This is a genomic window from Mesorhizobium sp. KR1-2 (genome assembly GCF_040045035.1).
Lineage (GTDB): Bacteria > Pseudomonadota > Alphaproteobacteria > Rhizobiales > Rhizobiaceae > Pseudaminobacter.
Genome location: NZ_JBDZDS010000003.1, coordinates 307,243 through 332,703, shown reverse-complemented (window position 1 = coordinate 332,703; position 25,461 = coordinate 307,243). Strand labels below are relative to the sequence as shown.

The 25,461-nt window shown below is 66.6% G+C and carries 20 protein-coding genes; 14 read left to right on the top strand and 6 right to left on the bottom strand.

What is annotated here, in order from left to right; all coding sequences use genetic code 11:
* Nucleotides 1-153 precede the first annotated feature (153 nt).
* The 8 genes from ABLE85_RS09300 to ABLE85_RS09265 all read left to right on the top strand — a co-directional run bounded on the left by ABLE85_RS09300 (nt 154) and on the right by ABLE85_RS09265 (nt 7,879).
* Nucleotides 154-1,458: an ABC transporter substrate-binding protein gene (locus tag ABLE85_RS09300; protein ID WP_348792426.1), complete on the top strand. Its 1,305-nt coding sequence runs from the start codon at nt 154-156 to the stop codon at nt 1,456-1,458.
* 225 nt (nt 1,459-1,683) lie between these two features.
* On the top strand, nt 1,684-2,565 hold the full coding sequence (locus ABLE85_RS09295) for a branched-chain amino acid ABC transporter permease (RefSeq protein WP_348792425.1): 882 nt from the start codon (nt 1,684-1,686) through the stop codon (nt 2,563-2,565).
* Nucleotides 2,562-3,509: a branched-chain amino acid ABC transporter permease gene (locus ABLE85_RS09290; RefSeq protein ID WP_348792424.1), complete on the top strand. Its 948-nt coding sequence runs from the start codon at nt 2,562-2,564 to the stop codon at nt 3,507-3,509. The genes ABLE85_RS09295 and ABLE85_RS09290 overlap by 4 nt, the downstream gene beginning before the upstream one ends.
* Nucleotides 3,506-4,234, top strand: coding sequence for an ABC transporter ATP-binding protein (locus tag ABLE85_RS09285; protein WP_348792423.1), 729 nt, complete (start codon nt 3,506-3,508; stop codon nt 4,232-4,234). The genes ABLE85_RS09290 and ABLE85_RS09285 overlap by 4 nt, the downstream gene beginning before the upstream one ends.
* Entirely contained in the window at nt 4,231-4,953 is a 723-nt protein-coding gene (locus ABLE85_RS09280) for an ABC transporter ATP-binding protein (protein ID WP_348792422.1), read from the top strand. The genes ABLE85_RS09285 and ABLE85_RS09280 overlap by 4 nt, the downstream gene beginning before the upstream one ends.
* Nucleotides 4,954-5,091: 138 nt before the next feature.
* Entirely contained in the window at nt 5,092-6,066 is a 975-nt protein-coding gene (locus ABLE85_RS09275; RefSeq protein WP_348792421.1) for an OmpA family protein, read from the top strand.
* Nucleotides 6,063-6,650, top strand: coding sequence for a hypothetical protein (locus ABLE85_RS09270; RefSeq protein WP_348792420.1), 588 nt, complete (start codon nt 6,063-6,065; stop codon nt 6,648-6,650). Before ABLE85_RS09275 ends, ABLE85_RS09270 begins: the two co-directional genes overlap by 4 nt.
* 56 nt (nt 6,651-6,706) lie before the next feature.
* The gene (locus ABLE85_RS09265; RefSeq protein WP_348792419.1) at nt 6,707-7,879 is read left to right on the top strand and encodes a helix-turn-helix transcriptional regulator; all 1,173 of its coding nucleotides are present in this window, start codon (nt 6,707-6,709) and stop codon (nt 7,877-7,879) included.
* Between the two features lie 53 nt (nt 7,880-7,932).
* Here ABLE85_RS09265 and ABLE85_RS09260 read toward each other — a convergent pair whose 3' ends face one another.
* Nucleotides 7,933-8,760, bottom strand: coding sequence for a ferredoxin--NADP reductase (locus tag ABLE85_RS09260; protein ID WP_348792418.1), 828 nt, complete (start codon nt 8,758-8,760; stop codon nt 7,933-7,935).
* A 210-nt stretch (nt 8,761-8,970) separates the two neighbouring features.
* Between ABLE85_RS09260 and ABLE85_RS09255 the strand changes: the two genes are divergently transcribed.
* Both ABLE85_RS09255 and ABLE85_RS09250 read left to right on the top strand, forming a co-directional pair.
* A complete protein-coding gene (locus tag ABLE85_RS09255) occupies nt 8,971-11,040 on the top strand; it encodes a hydantoinase/oxoprolinase family protein (protein WP_348792417.1) in 2,070 nt (689 codons plus the stop codon).
* A gap of 292 nt (nt 11,041-11,332) precedes the next feature.
* The gene (locus tag ABLE85_RS09250; RefSeq protein ID WP_348792416.1) at nt 11,333-13,105 is read left to right on the top strand and encodes a hydantoinase B/oxoprolinase family protein; all 1,773 of its coding nucleotides are present in this window, start codon (nt 11,333-11,335) and stop codon (nt 13,103-13,105) included.
* Here the strand turns inward: ABLE85_RS09250 and ABLE85_RS09245 are convergent.
* From ABLE85_RS09245 to ABLE85_RS09225, 5 genes are read right to left on the bottom strand one after another with little or no spacing between them, the layout of a single operon-like run.
* The gene (locus ABLE85_RS09245; RefSeq protein WP_348792415.1) at nt 13,086-13,541 is read right to left on the bottom strand and encodes a MarR family winged helix-turn-helix transcriptional regulator; all 456 of its coding nucleotides are present in this window, start codon (nt 13,539-13,541) and stop codon (nt 13,086-13,088) included. The two genes, ABLE85_RS09250 and ABLE85_RS09245, sit on opposite strands and share 20 nt — an antisense overlap.
* Nucleotides 13,538-14,461 (bottom strand): UPF0280 family protein, encoded by a 924-nt coding sequence (locus ABLE85_RS09240; protein ID WP_348792506.1) that lies wholly within the window; start codon nt 14,459-14,461, stop codon nt 13,538-13,540. The genes ABLE85_RS09245 and ABLE85_RS09240 overlap by 4 nt, the downstream gene beginning before the upstream one ends.
* Nucleotides 14,458-15,996 (bottom strand): 6-hydroxynicotinate reductase, encoded by a 1,539-nt coding sequence (locus ABLE85_RS09235; protein ID WP_348792414.1) that lies wholly within the window; start codon nt 15,994-15,996, stop codon nt 14,458-14,460. Before ABLE85_RS09235 ends, ABLE85_RS09240 begins: the two co-directional genes overlap by 4 nt.
* Nucleotides 15,993-18,734 (bottom strand): molybdopterin-dependent oxidoreductase, encoded by a 2,742-nt coding sequence (locus ABLE85_RS09230; protein ID WP_348792413.1) that lies wholly within the window; start codon nt 18,732-18,734, stop codon nt 15,993-15,995. Before ABLE85_RS09230 ends, ABLE85_RS09235 begins: the two co-directional genes overlap by 4 nt.
* Entirely contained in the window at nt 18,731-19,594 is an 864-nt protein-coding gene (locus ABLE85_RS09225; RefSeq protein WP_348792412.1) for a xanthine dehydrogenase family protein subunit M, read from the bottom strand. Before ABLE85_RS09225 ends, ABLE85_RS09230 begins: the two co-directional genes overlap by 4 nt.
* Nucleotides 19,595-19,797: 203 nt before the next feature.
* Here ABLE85_RS09225 and pncA point away from each other — a divergent pair, with 203 nt between their 5' ends.
* The 4 genes from pncA to pncB all read left to right on the top strand — a co-directional run bounded on the left by pncA (nt 19,798) and on the right by pncB (nt 25,166).
* Complete coding sequence (pncA, locus tag ABLE85_RS09220; protein ID WP_348792411.1) at nt 19,798-20,397, top strand: bifunctional nicotinamidase/pyrazinamidase; 600 nt, start codon at nt 19,798-19,800, stop codon at nt 20,395-20,397.
* Nucleotides 20,398-20,535: 138 nt separating this feature from the next.
* Nucleotides 20,536-22,116 carry an FGGY-family carbohydrate kinase gene (locus tag ABLE85_RS09215; RefSeq protein ID WP_348792410.1) on the top strand — a complete coding sequence of 527 codons (1,581 nt, stop codon included), beginning with the start codon at nt 20,536-20,538 and terminating at the stop codon, nt 22,114-22,116.
* A gap of 193 nt (nt 22,117-22,309) precedes the next feature.
* On the top strand, nt 22,310-23,713 hold the full coding sequence (locus tag ABLE85_RS09210) for an MATE family efflux transporter (protein WP_348792409.1): 1,404 nt from the start codon (nt 22,310-22,312) through the stop codon (nt 23,711-23,713).
* Nucleotides 23,714-23,861: 148 nt separating this feature from the next.
* Nucleotides 23,862-25,166: a nicotinate phosphoribosyltransferase gene (pncB, locus tag ABLE85_RS09205; RefSeq protein ID WP_348792408.1), complete on the top strand. Its 1,305-nt coding sequence runs from the start codon at nt 23,862-23,864 to the stop codon at nt 25,164-25,166.
* The last annotated feature ends 295 nt before the right edge of the window (nt 25,167-25,461 follow it).

Here is a 25,461-nt window from a genome sequence, read left to right as displayed (position 1 = left end):
GATTTTATCTGGAAAAGGAAGCCATCTTCCCTTACGGAAGCCACCATCGTCAAGCATCTGCCTTGATGATCTCTTTCAGAGGCGCGAATTCGGACGCAGCGGTCGAGCAACTCCCATCGACGGCCGCCACTCAGCAGGACAAGGGAAACAGGCATGACCAGCAAGACCAGGATTTTGGGGGCGAACGGCCCGCGTTTGAATCGGCGCACGGCGCTGAAGGGGCTCGCCGCCTCGGCCGGTCTCGCCGCGGCGCCCGGTTTCGTGCGCTATGCGCAGGCGCAAAGTTCGGCCCCGGTCAGGATCGGCTTCCAGTCGCACCGAACCGGCATCGGCGCTGCCTACGGTCGCTGGTACGAGCGGACGACAGCCGCCGCCGTGAAGCTCATCAATGAGGGCGGCGGCATCAATGGCCGCCCGGTCGAGATCGTCATCGAGGACGATGGCACCGACGCCAAGCGCGGCGCCGAGGTGGTGGCCAAGTTCGCCAGCCAGCACAAGACCGACATCGTCTACGGGACGCTGTTTTCCCACGTCGTCACCGGCTCGGCCCCGACCGCGGGTGAGCTGAAGATCCCCTACTACGTGGTCAGCGAGGGCTATCACGTCGCTTCCGGCAAGCTGAACCGCTACTGCGTCCAGCCCGGCATCACCGACGTGCGCAGCCAGGTCACTTCCGTGGCGCCGTGGATCGCCGCCAATGCCGGCAAGAAGGTCACCATGATCTTCCCCGACTACGCCTTCGGCTACGACCACCGCGACTACCTGCCGCCGGCGCTTAAGGCGCAGGGCGCCGAGGTGATCGCGCAGATCGCCATCCCGCCCACGGAAAGCTCGTTCACGCGCTATTTCCCGCAGATCCCGGCCGAGACGGACGTGATCTACCACGTCATGGTCGGGCCGGCCGTGCTCACCTTCGTTAAGGAGCTCGGCGAGTTCTACGGCTCCGGCGGGCCGCAGCTGTTCGGCTTCATCGATTCGCTGGAAGCGGTCGACATCAACAGCCCCGGCCTGGAATTCCTCGACGGCAGCCATTTCTGGGAAGGCTCGCCGCGCTATGCGCAACCTGACGATTCCGACGCCCAGAAGGCCTACCGCGCTGCCGTCGGCATCGACGACAACGGCGCCGCAATCGGCGACCCCAAGGACGTCTCCACCGCCGCCCATATGTTCGGCTGCTGGGAAACGCTCTTCGTCATCAAGAAGGCGATGGAGGACGCCGGCTATCAGGGTCCGGCCGACCGCGCCAAGCTGATCGAGGCCACCGAAGCGCTGAAGGAGTTCAAGGAAGGCATCGAGCACCCGCAGGGCGACAAGATCTTCAATGGCAAGATCCATCAGGTCTTCGGCCACCAGAACATCTCCAAGCTGGAGAACGGCAAGCTGACGGTCGTGCACCGCACCAAGATCGAGGACGGCCTCTACGAGCCGGAGGCCGACTACACCACTCAGCCGTTGTAAGGCGCTTCGTTGCCGGAAGGGTACTGACGGCGTATAAACGTCGTCAGTATTTTCGGGAGCTGCCGCGCCGGTTGATTCCCGTTAGTGGGCCGCGTTGCCGGGATACGGAAAATTCTCTCTCATCGACATTATCGAATCGTCTATTCGATGATTGGCGATACGATCCGGATGGAGGCAATCGTCGACACCTCCCGCCAATGGCCGCCCATCGAGGACGAGACCTGAATGTCCTTCGGCCCGCATCTTTTCCTCGCCACGCTCGAAGGCCTCGTCACCAGCGCCGTGCTGGCGCTGATGGCGCTCGGCCTGTCGCTGGTGTTCGGCGTCATGCGCGTGGTCAATGTCGCGCATGGCGAGTTCTACATGCTGGGCGCGGTGCTGGCCTGGTGGGTGGCTTCGCTGGTCTCGGGCCATCCGGCCGTCGGCTTCCTGCTCGCGCTGGTCATCAGCCCGCTGATCGTCGGTGCCATCGCGCTGGTGGCCGAACGGCTGGTGCTGCGGCGGCTGAACTACGACCCGGAAGCCACCATCGTTGCCACCATAGGTCTGCTCTACATCATCCAGCAGCTGGCGCTCACCTTCTACGGTCCCCAGGCGCGGCCGGTGGAGGCGCCGTTCACCTACCGCGTGCTGTTCCCCTGGTTCGGCTATTCCGGCTACAAGCTGTCGATCATCGCCGCCTCGATTTTTGTCCTGCTCGCCACCTGGTTCGTCCTTTCGCGCACGCGCATCGGGCTCATCATGCGCGCCACACAGTATGACCGCGAAACCGCGCAGGCCTTCGGGATTCCGGTGGGCCGCGTCTATGCCGGCGTCTTCGCGCTTGGCGCGATGCTGGCGGCGGTCGCCGCCGTGCTCATCGTGCCGATCAGCCAGGCGCATTACCTGATGGGCCTCGACCCGCTGCTTCTGTCCTTCATCGTCGTCATCATCGGCGGGCTCGGCTCGCTGCGCGGCACGGTGGTGGCGGCCCTGCTGATCGGCGTTTCCGACGGCATCATCTCCGCCTTCTTCTCGCCGACGCTCGCCAAGATCATCGCCACCCTTGCGGTTGCCATGGTGCTCGTGTTCCGCCCGCAGGGTCTGTTCGGGACCCAGAGCCGATGAGCGGGGTCACCTCGAAGACAGTTCTCCTGCACGTGGCGGTGATCGCCGCGCTCTTCGCGCTCGCCTTCGTGCTGCCGGAATATCATCACGGCGTGCTTGCGCGCGTCATGGTGCTGGCCGTCTTCGCCATGGGCTACAACCTGCTCTTCGGCTACACCGGCCTGCTCAGCCTCGGCCATGCCATGTTCTTCTCGGCAGGCCTCTACGGTGCGGGGCTTGCCATCTACCATCTCGGCTGGAATGCCGCCGCCGGCTTCGCCGCCGGACTTGCTTGCGGCGCGGCGCTTGCGCTGGTCATCGGCGCGTTGGCGCTACGCACCACCGGCGTCGCCTTCATGATCGTGACCATGATGTTCGCGCAGGTTTTTTATCTCCTGACCTTCTATTTTGGGGAGTGGACGGGTGGCGATGACGGGCTGGTGCTCGACGCCGCCGCACGCCGGTTTGCCGGTCTCGATTTTACCGACCCGATGACGCGCTACATGGCGGCACTCGCGCTGTTCGCAATCGTCCTCTTCGCAACGCTTGCCATCGTGCGCTCGTCGTATGGCCGCGTGCTGGTCGCCATACGCGAGAACGAGCAGCGGACAAAGATGCTCGGCTACGACACCTTCGCCAACAAGCTCTCGGCCACGGTCGCCTCCGGCGTCATCTGCGCGGCGGCGGGGGCGGCCTATGCGCTGCTGTTCGGCTATGTCGGCTCCACCTTCGCGGGCGTGCAATATTCCATCCTGCCGCTTCTGTGGGTGCTGCTCGGCGGTGCTGCCACCACGGTCGGGCCCTTCCTCGGCACGCTGTTCATGTATTACGCCATCGACGTCACCTCGAGCTACACCTCGGCCTATATGCTGGTCGTCGGCGTGGCTCTCATTCTGTTGGTGCTCTACTTCCCCAAGGGCGTGCTGGGCAGCGTGCGTCAGCGCTGGGCGCGGTGGCTGCCATGACGGTGCTTCTTGAAACCCGGGCCCTGACCAAGGACTTCGGCGGCCTCCACGCCGTGAACCATGTCGATTTTTCGCTGCGCGCCGGCGAGATCCGCGCCATCATCGGTCCCAACGGCGCGGGCAAGACCAGCTTTGTCAGCCTCGTCTGCGGGCGCATCGCGCCGACCTCCGGGAGCATCGTCTTCGACGGGCACGACATCACCTGCCTGCCGGCGCACCGCCGGGTGCGGCTCGGCATCGCCTACACGTTCCAGATCACCTCCGTCTTCGCCAATCTCAGCGCCTACGACAATGTCGCGCTCGCCGTGCAGCGCACGCTCACCGACGGCCGCGGCCACGGGCGGCTGCATGCGGGGGTGATGGAGGCGCTGGCGCGGACCGGGCTCGCCGCCCGTGCCGACACCCCGGCCGGCAGTTTGTCCTATGGTCACCAGCGTCTGCTGGAGGTCGCCATGGGGCTGGCGCTGAAGCCGCGCCTGCTCATCCTCGACGAACCGACGCAAGGCCTCTCCGACGGCGAGATAGCGGGCTTCATGGCCTTGGTGCGCGAGATCGCCGCCGACGCCACCGTGCTTCTCATCGAACACAACATGGACGTGGTGATGGGGCTAGCCCACCGCATCACGGTCATGGATGCCGGGCGGATTCTGGCCGAAGGCACACCGGCGGATATCCGCGCCGACGCGGCCGTGCAGCAGGCCTATCTGGGGGCGGAGCCGGCATGAACCACGCCTCCGCCACGGATGTCCTCACCGTCGCCGGCCTCGACTGCTTCTATGGCGACGTGCAGGTGCTGCATGGGCTCGATCTGTCGCTTCGCAAGGGCGAGGTGCTGTGCGTCGTCGGCCGCAACGGCGCGGGCAAGACGACCACGCTGAAGGCGATCATGGGGCTGGTTCCCGCCCGTGCCGGCTCGATCCGCCTCGGCGAGCGCGAGCTCACCGCGCTTGCCCCGCACGAGGTGCCGCGCACGGGCATCGCCTATGTGCCGCAGGGAAGGCGGCTGTTCGCCGAAATGACGGTCGCCGAAAATCTCGAGATCGGCCTGATGACCCGCCATAAGGGCAGGGCCGTGCGCGACGCGGTGCTGGACCTTTTCCCGCTGCTGCGCGAGCGGCTAGGCCAGCGTTCCGGCACCCTGTCGGGCGGCGAGCAGCAGATGCTGGCCATGGCGCGCGCGCTCTGCCTGGAGCCTGAGGTCTTGCTGCTCGACGAACCTACTGAAGGCCTGATGCCCTCGATGATCGCGAAGATCCGCGACACGGTCGCGAGGCTGCGCGAGCGCGGCGTCTCCACCATACTGGTCGAGCAGCGCGTGGATGCGGTGCTTTCCCTGGCCGACCGCGTCGCCTTCATCGAAAATGGCCGCTCCCGCGAAACCCTCGCCGTAGAGGCCGTGCGTGCCGATCCCCACTTGCTGCAGCGCTATGTAGGTGTAGGCTAGGCGCCTGCCTCCTTCATTCGAAGGAAGCGGGGCAATTGGAGATATGGCAAAGTCGCCGGCGCTCTGCCCGGCGGCAGGGGACGGGGGGAAATGATCATGATTTCACCTGGGGCATGCTGGCATTTGGGGATCGGCCTTATGATGGCCGTGACAATCGCCTTCGGCGCGGACCGTGCCTTCGCGGCCGACATCGAGGGCGGCAAGGACCATCCGCTTGTCGGCCGCTACGACGGGGCGGAGATAGTCGGATACAGCACGTCCGACTATGACGAGGCTACGGTGCTCGACGGACCGTTCGATCCGGTCGATACCGATACGCGAAGCGGCGGCGGCTTCGCCACGCTCGAAGGCAAGACCTTTCTCATTTACTACTCGCTTCCCGCGGGGCGCTCGACGCTGGAGGTGCTGCGCAACTACCAGGCCGCGCTGAAGGCGAAAGGCTTCAACGTCGTCTTCATCTGCGCCGCTGGCGACGGCACGTGCTTTGCCAGCAAGTCATCCGACGCCGCCTATTTCGTCGGCAGCAGCATCGGCGATCCGCTGACCTTGCCCCGGCTGGCGGACGACTATGTGCACAACTGGTTCGAGAAGAACGCGCGCTACATTCTTGCCCGCCTCGACCGGCCGGAGGGTGCGGTCTACGCGGCGATCTGGCTCGGCGAAAGCGGTCGCGGTTCCGTTGCCGTGGTCCGCGTGGTGGAAACCGCGCAGATGGACGCCGACAAGATCGTGTTCGTCGATGCCAGCGCGATGGAGCAGGCCATCGACGGCACCGGCCGGGTCAACCTCTATGGCATCCAGTTCGATTTCGACAAGGACGTCCTGCGGCCGGAATCGAAGCCAACACTGGACGAGATCGCCAAGCTGCTGGCGACGAACCCGCAGCTCAACCTCCAGGTCGTCGGCCACACCGACAACCAGGGCTCATCAGACTACAACATGGACCTGTCGCGCCGGCGCGCTGCCAATGTGGTGGCGGCGCTGGTCAACGATTATGGCGTCGGCTCCGGGCGTCTAACTTGGGAGGGGGCGGGCTTCTCCAAGCCCATTGCCTCCAACGACGACGAGGAGGGGCGCGCGAAGAACCGCAGGGTGGAGCTGGTTTCCAAATGAAGACGATGACGAACGGAAGCGCCGGCGCGGCCTCTCGCGCCATGGCAGCCGGCTGGCTGCGGGCAGTGTTCGCAGGGGGCGCTGCCATCGCGCTTGCTTCGAGCCTCGCGCTGCTCCCCGCGGCCGCCGAGTTTCAGGCCTATCCTGGCGCCGCCCCAAGCCCCGAGCTTGAAGCCGCCGTCGGGCGGGAGGAGGTGCAGATCGGCATCGATCCCGACGAGGGCACCGTGTCCTATGCCGCATCAGCCGATGGGTTCGAGGACGTGCTGGCTTTCTATCTGCAGCATGGCCACGAATTCGTCATGCCGCCGATGCCGGGGCTGGACGATAACGGCCATGATCGGGGCCTTGCGGCCGAGATCACTTTCGGCGCCCAGGGGCTGAAGGCGGTGCCGACCGGGGTGCGCGTCAATCAGGCCTTCGTCATCTTCGACGATGCCGAGGACATCAGCGATTCCAGGGACTGGCTCACCATCATCCACCCCATCGTCTTCGGAGCCAGGACAGGCAACGGGATGGGATGGCATTTCACGCCGGTCAGGACCGAGAACGCAACCGCCATCGTTCGAATGCGGAGACAATAGCCCGGTTCTCAGTTATTGTGCGGACGGTAATTCCGCGTGATTGAACCGGAGAAGCGATGGACGATTTCCCGCCTCCTCAGAGACTGTCGGAAATCATTGGCATCATCTACGACTGCGCGCTCGATCCGGGCCGATGGGACGATACGCTCGACCAGATCAGGACGCTGCTTCGCTGCCACAATGCCCAGTTGCACGTGTACGATCTGGAACGCCGCAGCGCGACGCTTCGGAAAAGCGTCGGTGTCGATCCCTACTGGCTGGCGAAGCAGGCGGAGTATGCGTCGGAGATCGCTGGATGGGAGCGCCGGCCCCGGGCGATAGTTTGGCCGCTGGACGAGCCGCAAGTGTTCTCGCGTCATCTGCCGCCGGAACTGCGGGAAGGCTCGCGCTATTTTGCCGAGTGGGTGGCGCCGCAGGGCATCATCGACGCCATGGCGCTGGTTCTCATGCGCAGCCCCTCCCGGCACGCGCAGATCGGCATGGGCCGGCACGCATCGGCTGGCCTCATTTCCGAGCGGGAGGTCGAGCTGGGGCGGCTCCTCGTGCCCCATGTCCGGCGGGCTGTGATGATCAGCGACATTCTCGATGTGAGGACGCTCGAGGCGGAAGCGGCCAGGGAGGTGTTCGACACGCTGCATGCCGGCGTCGTGCTCACCGATGGCAATGCGCGCATCCTGCATGTCAACGCCGCCGCAGAAGCCATGCTGCGGGCAGCCAAGCCGATCCGCAACGTCGGCGGCATCTTGCAGACCAACCTGGCTTCCGCGACGGCGGAGCTTCAGGCCGCGATCGGCATCGCCGCGCGAAACGAGGCGGAAATCGGCAAGACCGGGCTTGCCGTGCGGCTGACCAATCCCGGGCTGGCGCCGGTGCTGGGCAGCGTCCTGCCGATGCGGGCCGGCGCCCTGCGGCAGTACCTGGTGCCGCAGGCCGTGGCCGCGGTCTTCGTCAACCCGGTCGGCAACGACGCCAACGGCGCCGAGGCCATGGCGGTCGCCTTCGATCTCACCCGCATGGAAACCCGCGTACTCGCCGCCCTGCTCGCCGGCCAGACGCTGGTCCAGGCCACGGAGGCGCTCGGCGTCGCGGTGACCACGGCCAAGACGCATCTCGCCAACATCTTCGTCAAGACGGGGGTGTCGCGTCAGGTGGAACTCGTGCGGCTGGCCGCGCAGATCATTCCGCCGGTCCGGCGCGGAGACACCGGGTCGGCCCAACCGGACGCGTGAAAGGGGCATCGTCACGCGCGCCCGCGGCGTGCGCCGCGGGGCAGGGGACGCAATCAGCCGACGAAAGCGCGCTCGACGACGAAGCTTGCCGGCTGGGAGAGCGAGCCTTCCTCGAAGCCGAGGCTTTCGGCCAGTTCCTTGACGTCCTTCAGCATGTGCATCGAGCCGCAGATCATGACGCGGTCGGTCTCGGGGTCGAGCTTGTCGATGCCGAGGTCGGTGTAGAACTTGCCCGAGCCGATCAGCGTGGTGATGCGGCCCATATGGGGCGACTCTTCGCGCGTCGTGGTCGAATAGAGCGTCACGCGGCCATGGGTCAGCTCGCCGATCAGCGGGTCTTCTGCCAGCGCCGACACCAGCTCCTTGCCGTAGGTCAGCTCGGCCACGTCGCGGCAGGTGTGGGTAAGGTAGACCTGCTCGAACCTCTCGTAGGTGTCGGGGTCGCGCAGCAGGCTGGCGAAGGGCGCGATGCCGGTGCCGGTCGAGATCATGAACAGCCGCTTGGCCGGCGTCAGGGCGTCAAGCACGAGCGTGCCGGTGGCCTTCTGGCGCATCAGCACCGTGTCGCCCGGCTGGATCTTCTGCAGGTGCTGGGTCAGCGGGCCATCCGGCACCTTGATGGAGAAGAACTCCAGCTCCTCGTCCCAGGCGGGGCTGGCCACCGAATAGGCGCGGAACACCGGCTTCTCGGCATTGGGCAGGCCGATCATGACGAACTCGCCCGAGCGGAAGCGCAGCGACTGCGGCCGGGTGATGCGGAAGGAGAACAGCCGGTCGGTGTAGTGCTTCACCGACACCACGGTCTCGGCATAGACATTCGCCGGAATGGGGAAGGCAAGCGGCTTCGCCTCGGCCGTGTTGAGGGCTGCTGCGGTGTTCATGAAAAATCCGGACCTTTCGCCAAAAGGCGGCGCAAACCTCGTCGTTGCGAAGCCGGACCTCTTCGTCCCGCGCGCTGCCGCAAATCCCGAAAACGGTAATTCTGTGTGCCCCGTTTATTAGTATGCAAACGATATTGACGTCAATATCGGGGCGTGGAACAGCTTTCCAAACTGCTTCCGATCCTTGGTCCTGCGTTTCGGGTTTCGAACATGGCTGAGAATTATCAGGCAAATGCAGGAAATGTGGTGGCCGGCATCGATGTCGGAGGCACCTTCACCGACCTGATCATGATCGACGCAGCCGTGGGCGGCGTGCGCATCGCCAAGACCCCCACCACCGTGGACAACCAGGCCTTCGGCGTGGTCGCCGCGCTGGCCGAGACCGGTTTTCCGGTCGCCGACATCGACCTCATCGTGCACGGCACCACTACCACCACCAACGCGGTGCTGGAGCGGCGGCTGGCCCGCACCGGCATGATTACCACGCGCGGCTTTCGCGACGTCATCGAGCTTGGCCGCCGCACCCGGCCGCAGGCCTATGGCATGACCGGCGTGTTCGTGCCGGTCATTTCGCGCGATCTGCGGCTCGAAGTGTCCGAGCGAGTGGAAGCCTCGGGCGCCGTGCGCGTGCCGCTCGACGAGGACGAGATGCGCGCGGCGGTGCTCCAGCTTCTGGAAGCCGGCTGCGAGTCGCTGGTCATCCATTTCCTCCATTCCTACGCCAATCCGGCGCACGAATTGCGCGCGCTGGAGATCGCGCGAAAACTCTGGCCCAACGGCTACATCACCGCCGGCCACATGCTCTTGTCGGAGGCGCGCGAGTTCGAGCGCGGCGTCACGGCTGCCGTCAACGCCTCGGTGCAGCCGATCCTGGAGCGCTATGTCGAGCGGCTGCGGCGGGAACTGGGCGAGCGCGGCTACGCCCGCGACTTCCTCATCATGAACGGCAATGGCGGCATGATCTCGGCCCGCAATGTCACACGTGAATCGGCCAAGACGGTCATGTCCGGCCCGGCCTCGGGCGTCATCGCCGCCGCTTATACGGGCCGGCGCGCCGGCTACGAAAACCTCGTCACCTACGACATGGGCGGCACCTCCACCGATGTCGCGCTGATCCGCAATGCCGAGCCTGCGGTCTCCAACGAGATCGAGATCGAATACGCCATGCCCATCCATGTGCCGATGGTGGCCGTGCACACGGTGGGCGCGGGCGGCGGCTCAATTGCGCGCGTCGACGCCTCCGGCCTGATCCAGGTCGGTCCGGCAAGCGCGGGCGCCGACCCCGGCCCGATCTGCTACGGCCGCGGCGGCACCGAGCCCACGCTGACCGACGCCAATCTGGTGCTCGGCCGGCTTGACCCGAAGCGGCTTCTTTCGGTCGACAATCCCGTCACGCCCGACCATGTGCAAAAGATCTTCGCCGAAAAGATCGGCCGCGCCACCGGGCTCGACGGCGTTTCGGCCGCTGGCGCGGTGCTCAAACTCGGCAACCTCAAGATGGCCGGCGCGATCCGCATGGTTTCCGTCGCGCGCGGCCACGACCCGCGCGACTTCGCGCTGTTCGCCTTCGGCGGCGCGGGGCCGCTGCACGCCTCGGCCCTGGCCCGCGAGCTCGGCCTGCCGAAAGTGCTGGTGCCGGCGCGGCCGGGCATCACCAACGCGCTGGGCTGCGTGGTGGCCGACCTGCGCCACGATTTCGTCAACACGGTCAACCAGCCGGTGGCCAGCCTCGACGAGCGCCGTATTGCGGAAATCCTCGCCGCGCAGCGCGGCGAGGGCGAGGCCCTCATCGCGAGGGAGGCGGTGAGGCCACAATCGATCCGCGTCGCGCATTCGGCCGACATGCAGTTCGTCGGCCAGACACATATCCTCAATGTGCCGCTGCCCTCCGGCGCGGTTTCCCGCGTGGAACTGCAAACCCTGTTCGAAAAGGCCTATTTCGCCCGCTTCAAGGTCGAGCTGCCGGAAATCCGCGCCAATCTGGTCAACCTGAACACCTCGGTCACCGGCGTGCGCGCGGCCGTCGATCTCTCCGGCCTCATCGACCCGGCAGGCCGGGCGGCGACGCTTGAAGGGGCGCTGCACGAGCTTCGCCCCGTGTGGTCCGACGGCCGCTGGCGCGAGACGCCGGTCTATGCCCGCGAAAAGCTGCCTCTGGACGCCGTGCTCGAGGGCCCTGCGATCCTCGAACAGATGGACGCCACAACCGTGCTCGAGCCCGGCGACCGCGCGCGCGGTGACGCGGACGGGAATATCGTGATCGAGGTGGGCGCGTCATGAAGGACTGTATCGGCTCGACAAGCGTCAAGGGCTTTGATCGCACCGAGTCCGAGGCATGGAATCCCGACACTCTCCGCTCCCTGCGGTCGCTCACGAGATCGGGAATGACGGATTCCATTTTGCGCCTCGGCAAATCCCTCACGCTGGAGATTGGCGAGGCGGGAAATGAAGTCCGTCATTCTCGACCTCGGAGCGAGTGCGAAGCGCGAGCGGAGAGTGTCGGGAATCCATGCCTCGGACTCGGTGAAGCCAGAGCGGGCGAAAAAAATCGCCGTGAGGATGCCAAGCCAAAATGACCGCCCTCGATGCCATCACCCTTTCGGTCATCCAGGCCGCGCTCCAGCAGGCCTGCGACGAGATGGACCTCACCTTCAGCAGAGCCGCCTTCTCGCCCGTTATCGCCGAGGCCAACGACCGCTCCGACGGCATCTATTCGGCCGAGGACGGTTCGCTGATCGCCCAAGGAAGCCAGGGCCTGCCGGTGTTCGTCGGCGTGATGCAATATTCCACCCGCACCATCATCGAGATGATCCGCGACGGCCGCTGTGCGCCCCCGCAGGAAGGCGACATCTACATCGTCAACGATCCCTATCTTGGCGGCACGCACCTGATGGACGTGCGCTTCGCCATGCCGGTGTGGCGCAGCGGACAAATCTTCTGCTGGCTGTCCAACACCGGCCACTGGCCCGACATTGGCGGCGCGGTGCCGGGCGGCTTTTCGGCCTCGGCCACGTCGGTCGAGCAGGAAGGCCTGCGCCTGCCGCCGGTAAAGCTCTTCAAGCGCGGCGTGCTGGACCCCGAAATCTACGCCATCATCTGTTCCAACATACGCGTTGCCGACCAGCGCATCGGCGACATCAAGGCGCAGGCCGCGGCGCTCATGGTCGGGCGCGACCGGCTCCTGGAAATCCTTGATCGTTACGGAGACGAAACCGTTGTCCACGCCATCGCCGAGCTGCGCCGCCGCGCGGCCGAGCAGATGCGCGCGCACATCGCGCCGATCCCGGATGGCGTCTATCACGCAAAAGCCTTCGTCGATTCCGACGGGGTGGTGGACCGGCCGCTCACCATCGCGCTCGCGGTCGAAAAGCGGGGCGACACGCTAACCTTCGATTTTGGCGGCTCCAGCCCGCCTTGCGCGGGACCCATGAACAGCGTGCACGCCACCACGCTGTCGTCGGTCTATCTGGCCATGCGCCACATCTTCCCGGACGTGCCGATCAGCGCCGGCGCCTTCGAGCCGCTGGTGGTAGTGCGGCCGGAAGGCACCTTCCTCGACGCCCGCTATCCGCGGCCCGTGTCGGGCTGCGCGGCCGAGGTGTCGCAGCGCATCGCCGAGGCCGTCTTCGCGGCCATGGTGCAGGCGCTGCCCGATCGCGTTACCGCCGCGCCCGCCGGCTCCAGCGGCAACTTTGCCCTTGGCGGCCATGATCCGGCGCGCGGCCGCGACTATGTCATGTACCAGATCTCCGGCGGCGGCTATGGCGGCAATTTTTGGCACGACGGCCTGTCCAACGGCTGCTCCACCATCGGCATCTCGAAATCGCCGCCGGTGGAAATCATGGAACAGGCCTATCCGGTGCTCTACCGCCACTATGCGCTGCGCGAGGGCTCCGGCGGTGCGGGCCAGCATCGCGGCGGCTTCGGGCTCGCCTACGAAGTGGAGCTTCTGCGCGGCGAGGCGCGCGCTTCCTTCGTCATGGACCACGGCCGAACCGGCCCGCAAGGCGTGCGCGGCGGCAGTGACGGCGCGGTCAACGAGGTCACCGTGTTCCGCGACGGCGCAGCCCACGTGCCGCCGCATCTGTCCAAGGAGCAGGACATTTTTCTCCGGGCCGGTGACCGCGTGTGCGTCGGCACGCCCGGCGGCGGCGGCTATGGCGACCCGCTTTGCCGCGACCCCGAACTGGTGCTGCGCGACGTGCGGCTGGGCTACTACACGCCGGCGCAGGCCGCCAAGCTGTTCGGGGTCGTGCTCGACGGCTCCGGCACTGCAATCGACCGCGAGGCGACGGAGAAGCGGAGGGAAAGCGCTGCGCCACTCCTCACCCCAGCTTGCGCATAAGCCTCATCAGCGTCGCCGCTTCCTTCTGCGTCAGCGGCGTCAGCGTCTCCTCGGTGATCTGGCGGGCCAGCGGAATGAGCTTCTCCACCGCCGCGGCGCCTTCCGCTGTCAGGCTGACCAGGAGCCGGCGCTTGTCGACCCCGTGCGGGGTAAGCTCCACCAGCCCGCGCGCCCGCAGCCGGTCGATCACGCCCTTCACGGTGGCCGCATCCATGGCGATCAGGCCGCCGAGCTGGTTCTGCGAGGTCGCGCCGGTCTCGTGGAGCTTGGCCAAAGCTGCAAATTGCGGCGGCGTCAGGTCGGCGATGTGCGCGGCGAAGATCGCCACATGGCGCTGGTGCGCCCGCCGCAGCACGAAGCCGATCTGGTCCTGCAGACGATATTTCGGCGGCTCCCCGGCAGGGGTCGGTGTCAGAAGATCGTCTTGACCGCTCATGCCTCGCCTCCGAAGCCGGCGCCGCGGGGCTGCCCTTCCACGGGCGCGCCGAATCGCGGAAAGGCGCCCGCTTCGCTCCGGTCGAACGCCAGTTGCCCGCAGACCCGCGCCTGGCCGGCGAGGAACAGCGCAGCCGCCACGATCAGCCCCTCGCGGCAGAATTCCTCGGCAAGCAAAAACCCCGCGCCGAGCGCCTGTCCGACCGCGGCCGACGACAGCGGTCCCACTGCGCGGGTTACGGGGCGCTCGCCGAGATCGCTTTCGGGAGCAAGCTCGCAGGCCGGCACACGCGTAATGCCCGGATGGCCGGGCAGGTCGACGGCATTGGCGATCAGCGTGGCAGCGGCGTCGGCCTGCGCGGCTGTCGCTGCCAGCACCGTCACCGCATCGGCGATGCCGAGCGACAAGGAGCGCCCGCGCCAGCCGGAAGTAGCGATGCCGCCCACGCCGTCGCCTGCGCGCACCGCCAGCCGATCGGCAAAGCCGTGGCCGGTGCCGGCCACCGCCGCCGAAATCGTCTCGCCGGGCGCGAGATGCAGCGCGATGTCGCCGCCATTGTTGACATAGGCCTTTCGCAAGCGGCGCCCGGCAAGCATGGCGGCGAGGATTTCCTCGGCAACCGCGCCTGCCACCGCCGCCATGGGCGTGATGAAACGGGTCGACAGCGGCGCAACCGCCGCTTCCATGCGCCGCGCCACCGGCCCGGCGAAGGCGCGTGGCTCCGGCCCGGCAGGCTTTCGCAATTCGGCCAGCTCGCCCACCAGTTCGGGCAGCACGGTCCGAAAATGCGCGACCGCCTGCGCATAGGCCGCGCGCATTTCGTCGGGCGGCCCAAAAGCCTCGACGATCAGGTCGATCGGCCCATGGTTGAGGTGCAGCCGCCGCCCGTCCGGCAGCCACGTCGCCTGCGGCCCGGTCACGGCCGGCCGCCCGGCCAGCGCCGCAACTGCTGCAGCGGCGGCCATGGATTGCCGGTCGGCGCCGGGCGGTTCTGACGCTCGTTGAAATATTCGCCGCCTTGCGCCAGCACGTCGTCCACCGTGCGGATCGCGCCGGCATAGCCGCCGAGCCGGAGATAGTCGTCGCGGCGCAGGGTGAATTCGATCGGCGCCACGAGCGCGGGTGTTGGCACATAGCCGAAGGCGTTTTCCGGCACGCGGGTCACGTCGACCATCAGCGTGATGCCGCCGCCCGGCCAGACATAGACCGGCGCGCCGCCGACGGTGACATAGGTCTGCAGTCCCTGCACCGAGCGGGTGAGGTTGACCGGGTTTTCCACCACCCCGGCGCGAAGGGACCCGCCGGCCCCGCCGACGAACAGCACGGTGCACAGCGCCGGCTCGCAGTTTTCCTCGATCAGCCGGACCGATTTTTCCAGCCGCTCGGGAAACGGTTTTTCGACCGGCCGCAGCTCCTCGTCGAGCTCGTAATAGGCGAACTGCTCGCCGGTGGTCGAAACCATGAGCAGCGACAGGCCGGCGCGCGCGCCCTTGGCCGGGTTCCACGGGCCGAGGATCGACAGCGGGTCGGAAATCGTGGTGCCGCCCCAGCCCAGGCCCGGTTCGGAGACCTTGAAATATCGGCCGGGCGTCGAGCGTCGGCCGCTGATTTTTATGCCGGTGTCTGCCCAGCCCAGCACCTTACCGGCCTGGTGCTCCGAAACCACGCCGGTGATGTGGTCATCCACCACCACCACCTCGTCCACCAGCCCGCGCCACTGGGTGGCGAACATGCCGATGGTGGCCGAGCCGCAGCCCACGCGCATGCGGTGCTCGACCTTGCCGTCGATGACCGGCGCCTTGCCCGCCTCGACGATCACGCTGGCGCCGCCGTCGATGGTCAACTCCACCGGCTTGCGGTTGCACAGGTCGAGCAGCGTGGCGCAGGTGACGCGGCCTTCCGCCTTCGAGCCGCCGGTCAGGTGATGCACGCCACCCAGCGACAGCATCTGCGAGCCGTATTCACCGGTGGTCACATGGCCTACGGCCTCGCCTTCGGCGCGCACTGTCGCGGTTTCGGGGCCGAGATGGCGGTCGGTGTCGATCTTTACCTTGACGCCGCAATAGGAAAAGATGCCCTCGGTGACGACGGTGACCAGATCGACGCCCTCGACCTCCTGGCTGACGATAAAGGGGGCGGGTTTGTAGTCGGGGTAGGTGGTGCCGGCGCCGATGGCGGTGACGAAGCGGCGGCCGGGGTCGATCAGCTCGCCGGTCCACGGCTCCTCGGCGGCCGCGAAGTGCACGACCTCGCCGTCGGTCTCTATGTGGTGCTCGAGGATGGTCAGCGGGTCGCAACGCACGATGCGTCCGCCGAAATTGCCGTAGCGGTCGCAGGCGCCGGTGCGGCCCTCGGCGATGTAGCACATCACCGGGCAGGCATCGCAGCGCAGCTTGTCGCCCTGCCGCTTATCGCCGGGATCGGAGGAAACGAAGCGTTCGGAAAGCTCGCTCATCGCCCTGCCTCGGCTTCTGCGATGGCCGCGCGGATGCGGCTTGGCGTGGCCGGCAGCTTCGTCACCAGCACGCCGGTGGCGTGGCGGATGGCGTTGAGGATCGCCGGCGCGGTGGGGATCAGCACATGCTCGCCCAGCCCCTTGGCGCCGAACGGTCCTTCCGGGTCCGGAATTTCCACCAGAATGGTCTCGATGGGCGGCACGTCGCCGATGGTGGGAATGAGATAGTCGTGCAGGTTTTCGGTACGGCCTGGGATGTATTCCTCCATGAGCGCCATGCCGATGCCCTGCGCGATGCCGCCCTCGATCTGCCCCTCGGCCAGAAGCGGGTTGATGGCGCGGCCGACATCGTGCGCGGCGGTGATTTTTATCAGCCTGACCGTGCCGAGCTTCATGTCGACCTCCAACTCGGCGATCTGCGCGCCGTAGCCATAGACGGCATAGGGCTTGCCCTGGCCGTTTTCGTCGAGCGGGGTGGTCGGCGGGTCGTAGGTTTCCTGCGCCGAAAAGACCAGGCCGTCGGCATCCGGGACGAGCGCGGCAAGATCGATGTGGCGCACGGCCTGACCCTCGCGAACGACCAGCGTGGAGCCTTCCAGATGCAGCGTGGCAAGCTCCGAGACATTGGCAAAGCGCAGGATTTTTTCGCGCAAAGCCCGGGCCGCCTTCTCCGCCGCCTTGCCCGAGACAAAGGTCTGCCGTGAAGCCGAGGTCTTGCCGGCATCGGGCGAGATCGCCGTGTCGGCGCCTTTCAGCCGCACCAGTTGCAGCGGCACGCCGAGCGTGTCGGCGACGATCTGCGCGATCACCGTGTTGGAGCCCTGGCCGATGTCGACCGCGCCCTGATGCAGAACCACATGCCCGTCGGGCGAGAGGCCGAGCCGGATGGTCGAGGGGTTGGGCAACGAGGTGTTGCCGCAGCCGTACCAGCAGGAGGCCACGCCGACGCCGCGCCGGCGCGCGCCGTTGCCGGCATTGAAGACTTCCGTGTCGGCCAGCGCGCGCTGCCAGTGGGGTTTCAGCGCTTCGAGACAGGTGGCGATGCCGACGCCTTTCTCAAGCTCGTGGCCTGTCACCGTTTCGGAGCCGTTGCGAAGGCAGTTTTTCAGGCGGAATTCCAGCCGGTCGAGCCCCGCCTTTTGCGCCAGCTCGTCGTAGAGCGTCTCCTGCATGATCGTGGCCTGTGGCACGCCGAAGCCGCGAAAGGCGCCGGAGATCGGGCCGTTGCTGTGCAGGGCGCGGCCGAGCGCGCGGTAGTGCGGCGTGACATAGGGGCCGGAGGCATGGACCGGCACGCGGTTGGCCACTGTCGGCCCCCAGCTTGCATAGGCGCCCGTGTTGAAGTCCCCGGAAAATACCATGCCGGCAATGCGGCCTTCCGCGTCGGCGGCAATGGTCGCGCGCATGGTGGCCGGGTGGCGCTTGGTCGACGCGGCCATGGATTCGCCGCGCGTGTAGACGAGTGCCGCCGGCCGGCCGGTCTTCAGCGCAACGAGACCGACCAGCGGCTGCACCGAAAGATCGAGCTTGGCGCCGAAGCCGCCGCCGGTCGCGGTGGGCACGATGCGCACGCGCTCGGGCGGGAGGCCGAGCACCTTGCCCATGTCGTCACGGTCCATATAGGGGGCCTGCGTGCAGGCCGTGACCACCAGCGTGTCGCCGTCCATATGCGCGAAGCCCGCCTCCGGCTCGATATAGGCATGCTCGACATAAGCGGTCTCGATCTCGCCCGACGCGACATGAGCAGCATTGGCAATCGCTGCTTCCGGCTCGCCACGCCGGACGAAGCCCTGTGTGAGCAGATTGCCCGGACGCTCGGCATGGACGAGGTCGCTGTCCTCGCAGGGCTCGAGCCGGTGCGGCAGTTCGGTCCAGGCGATCGGAAATCTCGCAAGGTCGAGATCGCGGATCGCCTCGCGCTCGCCGGCCACCACCGCCACCGCCTCGCCACGGAAGCGCACCTCGCCTTCGGCCAGGGCAGGCTGGTCGGCGAAGGCAGGGATGACGCCGAAGCGGTTTTGCCCGGGAATGTCAGCGGCGGTAAAGATGGCCGCGATGCCGGGGTTTTGCGCGCGGTAGGCGTCGAGGTCGCCGAAGGCAAAGCGCGCGTGATAATGGGGCGAGCGGATGACGGCGACGGCCAGCGCATCGGCCGGGAAGGAATCCGCGCCGAATTTGTCCGCGCCCGTCACCTTGGCGATGCCGTCGAGCCGCACCGGCGAGGCGCCGATCGCGTGGCCGGCGGCGGGGAGCCGGGGGTCCAGTTCGCCGGCGTGGCGGCCGGCCTCCATCACCGCCGCGATGATTTTTCGGTAGCCGGTGCAGCGGCAGAGGATGCCGCCCAGCGCGTCCTTCACCTGGCCCTCGGAAGGCGAGGGCGTCTGTTCCAGAAGCGCGGTTCCGGCGACCAGCAACGCGGGTGTGCAGATGCCGCATTGCGCCGCGCCATGTGCGAGAAACGAGGCCTGCAGCGCCGAGAGGCTGCCATTGGCGAGCCCCTCAACCGTGCGCACCGCCGCACTTTCCACCGATGCCGCCGGCACGAGGCAGGCGCAGACCGGCTCGCCGTCGACCAGCACGGTGCAGGCGCCGCAATCGCCGGCATCGCAGCCGACCTTGGTGCCGGTGAGCCGCAGCTCGTCGCGCAGCACGGCCGATAGGCGCCGGAGAGGTGGGACGTGGATTGCGACGGCGGCGCCATTGAGCTCGAAGTTCAAGGCGATCCGCACCGTGCTCATGCCGCTGCCGCCCTTGCATTGGTCGGATCGATGGTGGCCAGCACAGCCCGGGCAACGATCTCGCGCGCCGCAAGGCGCCGGTAGTCGGCGCTGCCGCGCACGTCGTCGATGGGCGCCAACTCATTGAAAGCCGCTTCCGCCACGACTTCAGCGAGAGTCGGGCCGACGGGTAAACCACGCAGGCCGGCCTCCAGATTGTGCAATCGCTTGGCCACGGCCGAGCAGGCGCCCACCGCCACCGCGGCTTGCGTGACGATGCCATGCTCGACCGCGATGCGCGCGGCCGCCATGACGATGGAGATGACGAGATAGCGCCGGCTGCCGAGTTTCTGGAATGCGGATGCACCGGCGACTGCACGTTTCGGCACGCGGATCGCCGTGACCAACTCGTCTGGCTGCCGGACCGTGCGGCGATTGCCGAGGATGAAGTCGGAAAGCGGCAGATGACGGGTCGAGCCCAACGCCCGCAGATCCACCTCGGCGTTGAGCACCAAAAGCGCCGGCACGCCGTCGGCGGCGGGCGACGCGTTGCAGAGATTTCCGGCTATCGTGGCGCGGTTCTGGATCTGGATGGAGCCGACCTCGCGGGCGGCCGCCTGCAGCGCGCCGAATGCCGGCGGCAGGTCGTGGCGGGCGATTTCGGCCCAGGTCGTTCGCGCGCCGATGACGAGATGCGTGGCGGTTTCGGAAATGCCCCGGAGCTCGGCGAGACCGTTCAGATCGAGCACATTGCGCTGCAGCGGACGGTCGCCGAGGGCCGGGTAGACGTCGGTGCCGCCGGCCAGCAAAAGCCAGTCGTCATCCCGTCCGAGAAGGGTCAGCGCCTCTTCGAGCGCCGTCGGCTTTGCGTATCGGTGCACGCCACGCCTCCCAAGCATGACCGGTCGCAGAAATCATTTGTATGCGAATGGTATCAGGCGACCGTTGGTTTGCAAGGCGCAGTTTCGGCGCCGCCGCCTGTTTGCTTCATGCGTGGTTTCAGAGGCTTATGCAGCAAAGGCTGTTGACTGTGCACCTGCTTCTGGCCGAGGCTCGATGCCGCGATTTGGGAGATGGAATTGAAATGGCCGAAGAAGCGCTGATCGTCATCGACATGCAGAATGATTTTTGTCCGGGCGGCAGCCTGCCGGTGGCCGAAGGCGACAAGATCGTGCCCTTGATCAACGAGATGATCGGCGACTTCGAGCATGTGGTGCTGACGCAGGATTGGCATCCAGCCAACCATTCCAGCTTCGCCTCGAAACATCCGGGCAAGCAGCCGTTCGAAACCGTCGAGATGCCCTATGGCCAGCAGACCCTGTGGCCCGATCATTGCGTGCAGGGCTCGGGCGGCGCGGCCTTCCATCCCGCGCTCAAGTGGAGCAAGGCCGAGCTGGTCATCCGCAAGGGCTTCCGCAAGGGCATCGACAGCTATTCCGCCTTTTTCGAGAACGACCGCAAGACGCCGACGGGCCTCGCCGGCTATCTGAAGGAGCGCGGCATCGGCAAGCTCACGCTGGTCGGGCTGGCGACGGATTTCTGCGTCGCCTATTCGGCGCTCGACGCAGTCGAGCAAGGCTTCGAGACCACGGTGCGGCTGGATGCCTGCCGTGCCATCGATCTCGGCGGCTCGTTGGAAACGATGCTGGGCAAGATGCGCGACGCCGGCGTGACGCTGGCCTGAGGGCTGACCGGGGATAGGCCTTACTGTCGGGCTCCGGCAAGGCGACCCTTGCGCTGTTGACGGCGAGGGGTATCTTCGTCGCATGACGAAGCTTCTGCTGTCTTTGCCTGGAGCGAGATCCTGCCGGAGCGCCCGCTGATGGGCGCCTTTGTCTGCGCTGTCGACGTCGGCACCGGCAGCGCGCGCGCCGGCATTCTCGACGCCGCCGGCAATTTCCTCGGCCGTGCCGAACACCGCATCGCCATGCAGCAGCCGGAACCGGATCATGCCGAGCATGACTCGGAGGATATCTGGCGTGCCGTCTGTGCAGCGGTGCGGGCGGCGCGGGAGAAGGCCGGCATTGCGGCGGACGAGGTCGCCGGCATCGCCTTCGACGCCACTTGCTCGCTGGTGGTGCGCGACAGTGGTGGCCACCAGCTCTCGGTTTCGACCGGAGGCGAGGATCGCTGGGACACAGTGGTCTGGCTCGACCATCGCGCGATCGCCGAGGCCGAGGAGTGCACGGCAACCGGCCACCGCGTGCTCGAGCACATCGGCGGCGTGATGTCGCCCGAGATGCAGCTTCCCAAGCTGATGTGGCTGAAGCGGCATCTGCCGCAGCAGTGGGCCAAGGCGGGCTATTTCTTCGATCTCGCCGATTTCCTGTCCTGGAAGGCATCCGGCTCGCTCGCCCGGTCGCAATGCACGCTCACCTGCAAATGGACCTATCTCGCCCATGAGACGCCGGGGTGGCAGGCCGATTTCCTCGAAAGGGTCGGGCTCGACGATCTGCTGGAACGCGGAGCCCTGCCGCAGAAGGCCAGCCCGGTGGGCACCGATCTCGGGCCGCTGCTGCCGGAGGCCGCGGCTGCGCTCGGCCTCTCCACCGCCTGCCGCGTCGGTGTCGGGCTGATCGACGCCTATGCCGGCGCGCTTGGCGTTCTGGGTGGCTTCGTCGGCGATCTTGCCGGCATCGACCGGCATCTGGCGCTGATTGCAGGCACGTCGAGCTGCGCCATGGCATTGTCGCTGCAGCCACGCTCCTTCCCCGGCGGGTGGGGGCCTTATTTCGGCGTCGCGCTGCCCGACTGCTGGATGAACGAGGGCGGCCAGTCCGCCACCGGGGCGCTGCTCGACCACATCATCCGCTGGCATGGCGCCGGCGGCGAGCCCGACGCGGCCGCGCATCGGCGCATCGCCGAACGGATAGCGGCGCTGCGCGCGCAGGAAGGCACGAGCTTTGCCACGCGGCTGCATGTGCTGCCCGATTTCCACGGCAACCGCTCGCCGCTTGCCGATCCGCACGCTGTCGGCGTGATCTCGGGGCTGACGCTCGATGCCTCCTTCGACAGCCTGTGCCGGGTCTATTGGCGCACCGCCGTCGGCATCGCGCTTGGCGTGCGTCACATCGTCGATGCGCTCAACGCCAGCGGCTACGCCATCGACACGCTGCATGTCACCGGGGGCCACACGAAAAACCCGCTGCTGATGGAGCTCTATGCCGACGCCACCGGCTGCATGGTGATCGAGCCGGTTTCGGACGAGGCGGTGCTGCTCGGCACCGGCATGGTGGCCGCTCATGCCGCCGGCCTTTACCCCTCGCTGGCGGCGGCCTGCGCCGGCATGCAGCAGCCGGGCCGGGAGCACCGGCCCGACCCCGCCGCTCGTGCCGGCTACGAGCGCGACTACCGAATTTTCCTCGAAATGCATCGTCAACGGCGGGCGCTGGAGTTGATGTAGGCGCCAAGAAAGCCCCTATATCCGCACAGTCCCCGGCTGCCTGGCTCAACCGTTGCCAGGCGTGAACACTTGTTTGCCACGGGTGTTTGGTTCAAGTAGGTGGGAAAGATTCGGAAAGACCATTCCGTTTTTCCGCGAGAACGAGGCCGGTGGCGCAGTCTTTGCCGCCGCCCACTCCTGAAAGTTGAAACAGATGTCTGCGATCGAAGCCGGCGCACAGGCGCCGGCAAGTCTTTGGCGTCACGAATTTCGGGCAATGCTGGCGCTCGCCTGGCCGATGGTGCTCACCAATCTCGGCCAGACCGCGATGACGGCGACCGACGTGATGATGATGGGTCGCCTGGGCCCCGATACGCTCGCCGCCGGCGCGCTGGGCACGAGCCTCTATTTCGCGCCCATGATCTTCGGCCTGGGCCTCATCCTGGCAACCTCGCCGATGATGGCCACCGAGCTCGGCCGCAAGCGCCACTCGGTGCGCGACATCCGGCGCACGGTGCGCCAGGGACTATGGCTGGCGGTGTGCGTCAGCATCCCGATCTGGGTCTTCCTGTGGCAGGCCGAGGCGGTGCTGGCAGCGATGGGACAGGACCCGGAGTTGGCCGCGCAGGCGGGCGTCTATGTGCATTGGCTGCAATGGGCGGTGCTGCCGTTCTACGGCTATATCGTGCTGCGCTCCTTCATCTCGGCGCTGGAGCGACCGGGCTGGGCGCTGGCCATCGTGTTCATCGCTGTGGGCTTCAACGTCCTGGCCAACTGGTGCCTGATGTTCGGCAATCTCGGCTTTCGGGCCATGGGTATTTCCGGATCGGGGCTCGCCACCACCCTGTCCAGCCTGTTGATGTTTGTCGGCATGGTCGCCGTGGTGACGCTGCAGTCGAACTTCCGGCGCTACAGCCTGTTCGGGCGCTTCTGGCGCCCCGACTGGCCGCGCTTCATGGGCCTCTTGAAGCTCGGCCTGCCCATTGCCGGGATCATGGCCTTCGAGGTCACCATCTTCAACGCCGCTGCGATGGTCATGGGGCTGATTGGCGCGGCTTCGCTCGCAGCCCATGCCATCGCCATCCAGATCGCCTCGATCACCTTCATGGTGCCGCTGGGACTGAGCCAGGCGGTGACCGTGCGCGTGGGGCTCGCCTACGGCGCACGCAACCGGGACGGCATAAGCCGCGCCGGCTGGACCGCGCTGGTGCTGGGCGTCGGGTTCATGGCGCTGGCGGCCCTGGTGATGGTGCTGCTGCCCGAAATGCTGATCGGCGCCTTCATCGACCTCGACGATCCCCGCAACGCCACGGTGATCGGGCTGGCGGTGTCGTTCCTGGCCTTTGCAGGACTGTTCCAGGTCGTCGACGGTGCGCAATCGGTGGCCGCAGGCATGCTGCGCGGTCTGCACGACACCAGGGTGCCGATGATCTATGCTGCCCTCGGCTACTGGGGCATCGGCCTGCCGCTCGGGATGCTGTTCGCCTTTCCGCTCGGCCTCCAGGGCGTCGGCATCTGGATCGGCCTGTCCTCCGGCCTGGCTGCGGTGGCAGCGCTGCTCCTCCTGCGCTGGATGCGACGCGACCGCCTCGACCTGACCAGGGCTCTGGCCGGATGATCCTGCCAGCCGGTTGCCGCGCGCGACCGGCTGGCCTGCCGCAACGGCATTTTTTGTCGGTCCAGAGCCGCAATGATGAGGCAAAGAACCCATTTCGATGCTAAGAGGCTGCTGGACAAGCAGAAAGCGGCACCAAAAGGTTCTCTGAATGACCAAGACCGATATTGCGCGGCGCGTCTACAACCACACCTGGAAGCTCGACCCGATCGTCCGCAGCCTGCTCGACACCGATTTCTACAAGCTGCTGATGCTGCAGATGATCTGGGGCATGTACCCCAATGTCGACGTCACCTTCTCGCTGATCAATCGCAACACCTCGGTCAGGCTGGCCGAGGAGATCGACGAGCAGGAACTGCGAGAGCAACTCGATTATGCACGCACGCTGCGCTTCTCCAAGAAGGAGATGATCTGGCTGGGCGGCAATACCTTCTACGGCCGCAAGCAGATCTTCGAGCCGGAATTCCTGGCCTGGCTGGAGGACTTCCAGCTGCCCGAATACGAGCTTTCAAAGCGCAACGGCCAGTATGAGCTCTCGTTCCACGGGCCGTGGATGTACACGACGCTGTGGGAGATTCCCGCACTCGCCATCATCAACGAGCTGCGCTCGCGCTCGGCGATGAAGCCGTTCGGTCCCTTCGCGCTCGACGTGCTCTATGCTCGCGCCAAGGCAAAGCTGTGGTCCAAGATCGAGCGGCTGCGCCAGCTTCCCGACCTGAAGATCTCCGATTTCGGCACGCGGCGGCGTCACTCCTTCCTTTGGCAGCGCTGGTGCGTCGAGGCACTCAAGGAAGGCATCGGCCCCGCTTTCACCGGCACATCCAACGTACTCCTGGCCATGGACACCGATCTCGAGGCGCTCGGCACCAACGCGCACGAACTGCCGATGGTGCTGGCCGCATTGGCCGATAGCGACCAGGAACTGCGCCAGGCGCCCTACCGGGTCCTGCAGGACTGGCAGCGCTACTACGGCGGCAACCTGCTGATCGTACTGCCCGACGCCTTCGGCACAGCCGCCTTCCTGCGCGATGCGCCCGACTGGGTCGCCGACTGGACTGGCTTCCGGCCGGACAGCGCTCCGCCCATCGAGGGCGGCGAGAAGATCATCTCATGGTGGCGCGAGAAGGGCGTCGACCCGCGCAAGAAACTGCTGATCTTCTCCGACGGGCTCGAGGCCGAGACCATCGAGGAAACCTATCGCCATTTCCGCGGCAAGGTGCGCATGTCCTTCGGCTGGGGCACCAACCTGACCAACGACTTCGAAGACTGCGCGCCGATGGAGACCAAGGGCCTCAACGCGATTTCGCTGATCTGCAAGGTCACCAAGGTCAACGGCCGCAACGCGGTGAAGCTGTCCGACAATCCGGCCAAGGCCACAGGCGAAGAGCGCGAGATGGAGCGCTACCTGCGCATCTTTGGCGAAACGGACCGCGTCAAGCATCTCGTCAAGGTGTGAGTCTGGTGCTGATCCGCTGGAGGGACCATGCGCTCCCTTCGGCGCAGGGTCTGACCGAGTAGATGCTCCCCAAAATTCGGCTCGCGGTGTCCTCCGGCCATAGCGATGGCGAGGGAGTCAAGCTCTTGAAGCTTTCCTTTCTGTTATTCGCCCGATGCAAGTAGCACGGAGTTTGGGCTTGGCCACGAGCCTGTCCGGCTCAACGCCTGCCCTCGAAACATGCGTCCGGAGAGGGTGAGCTCGCTTTGTCGAGCCCGCCGAAGTCTGCCTTTACAGGCTACTCCCAAAAAAACTC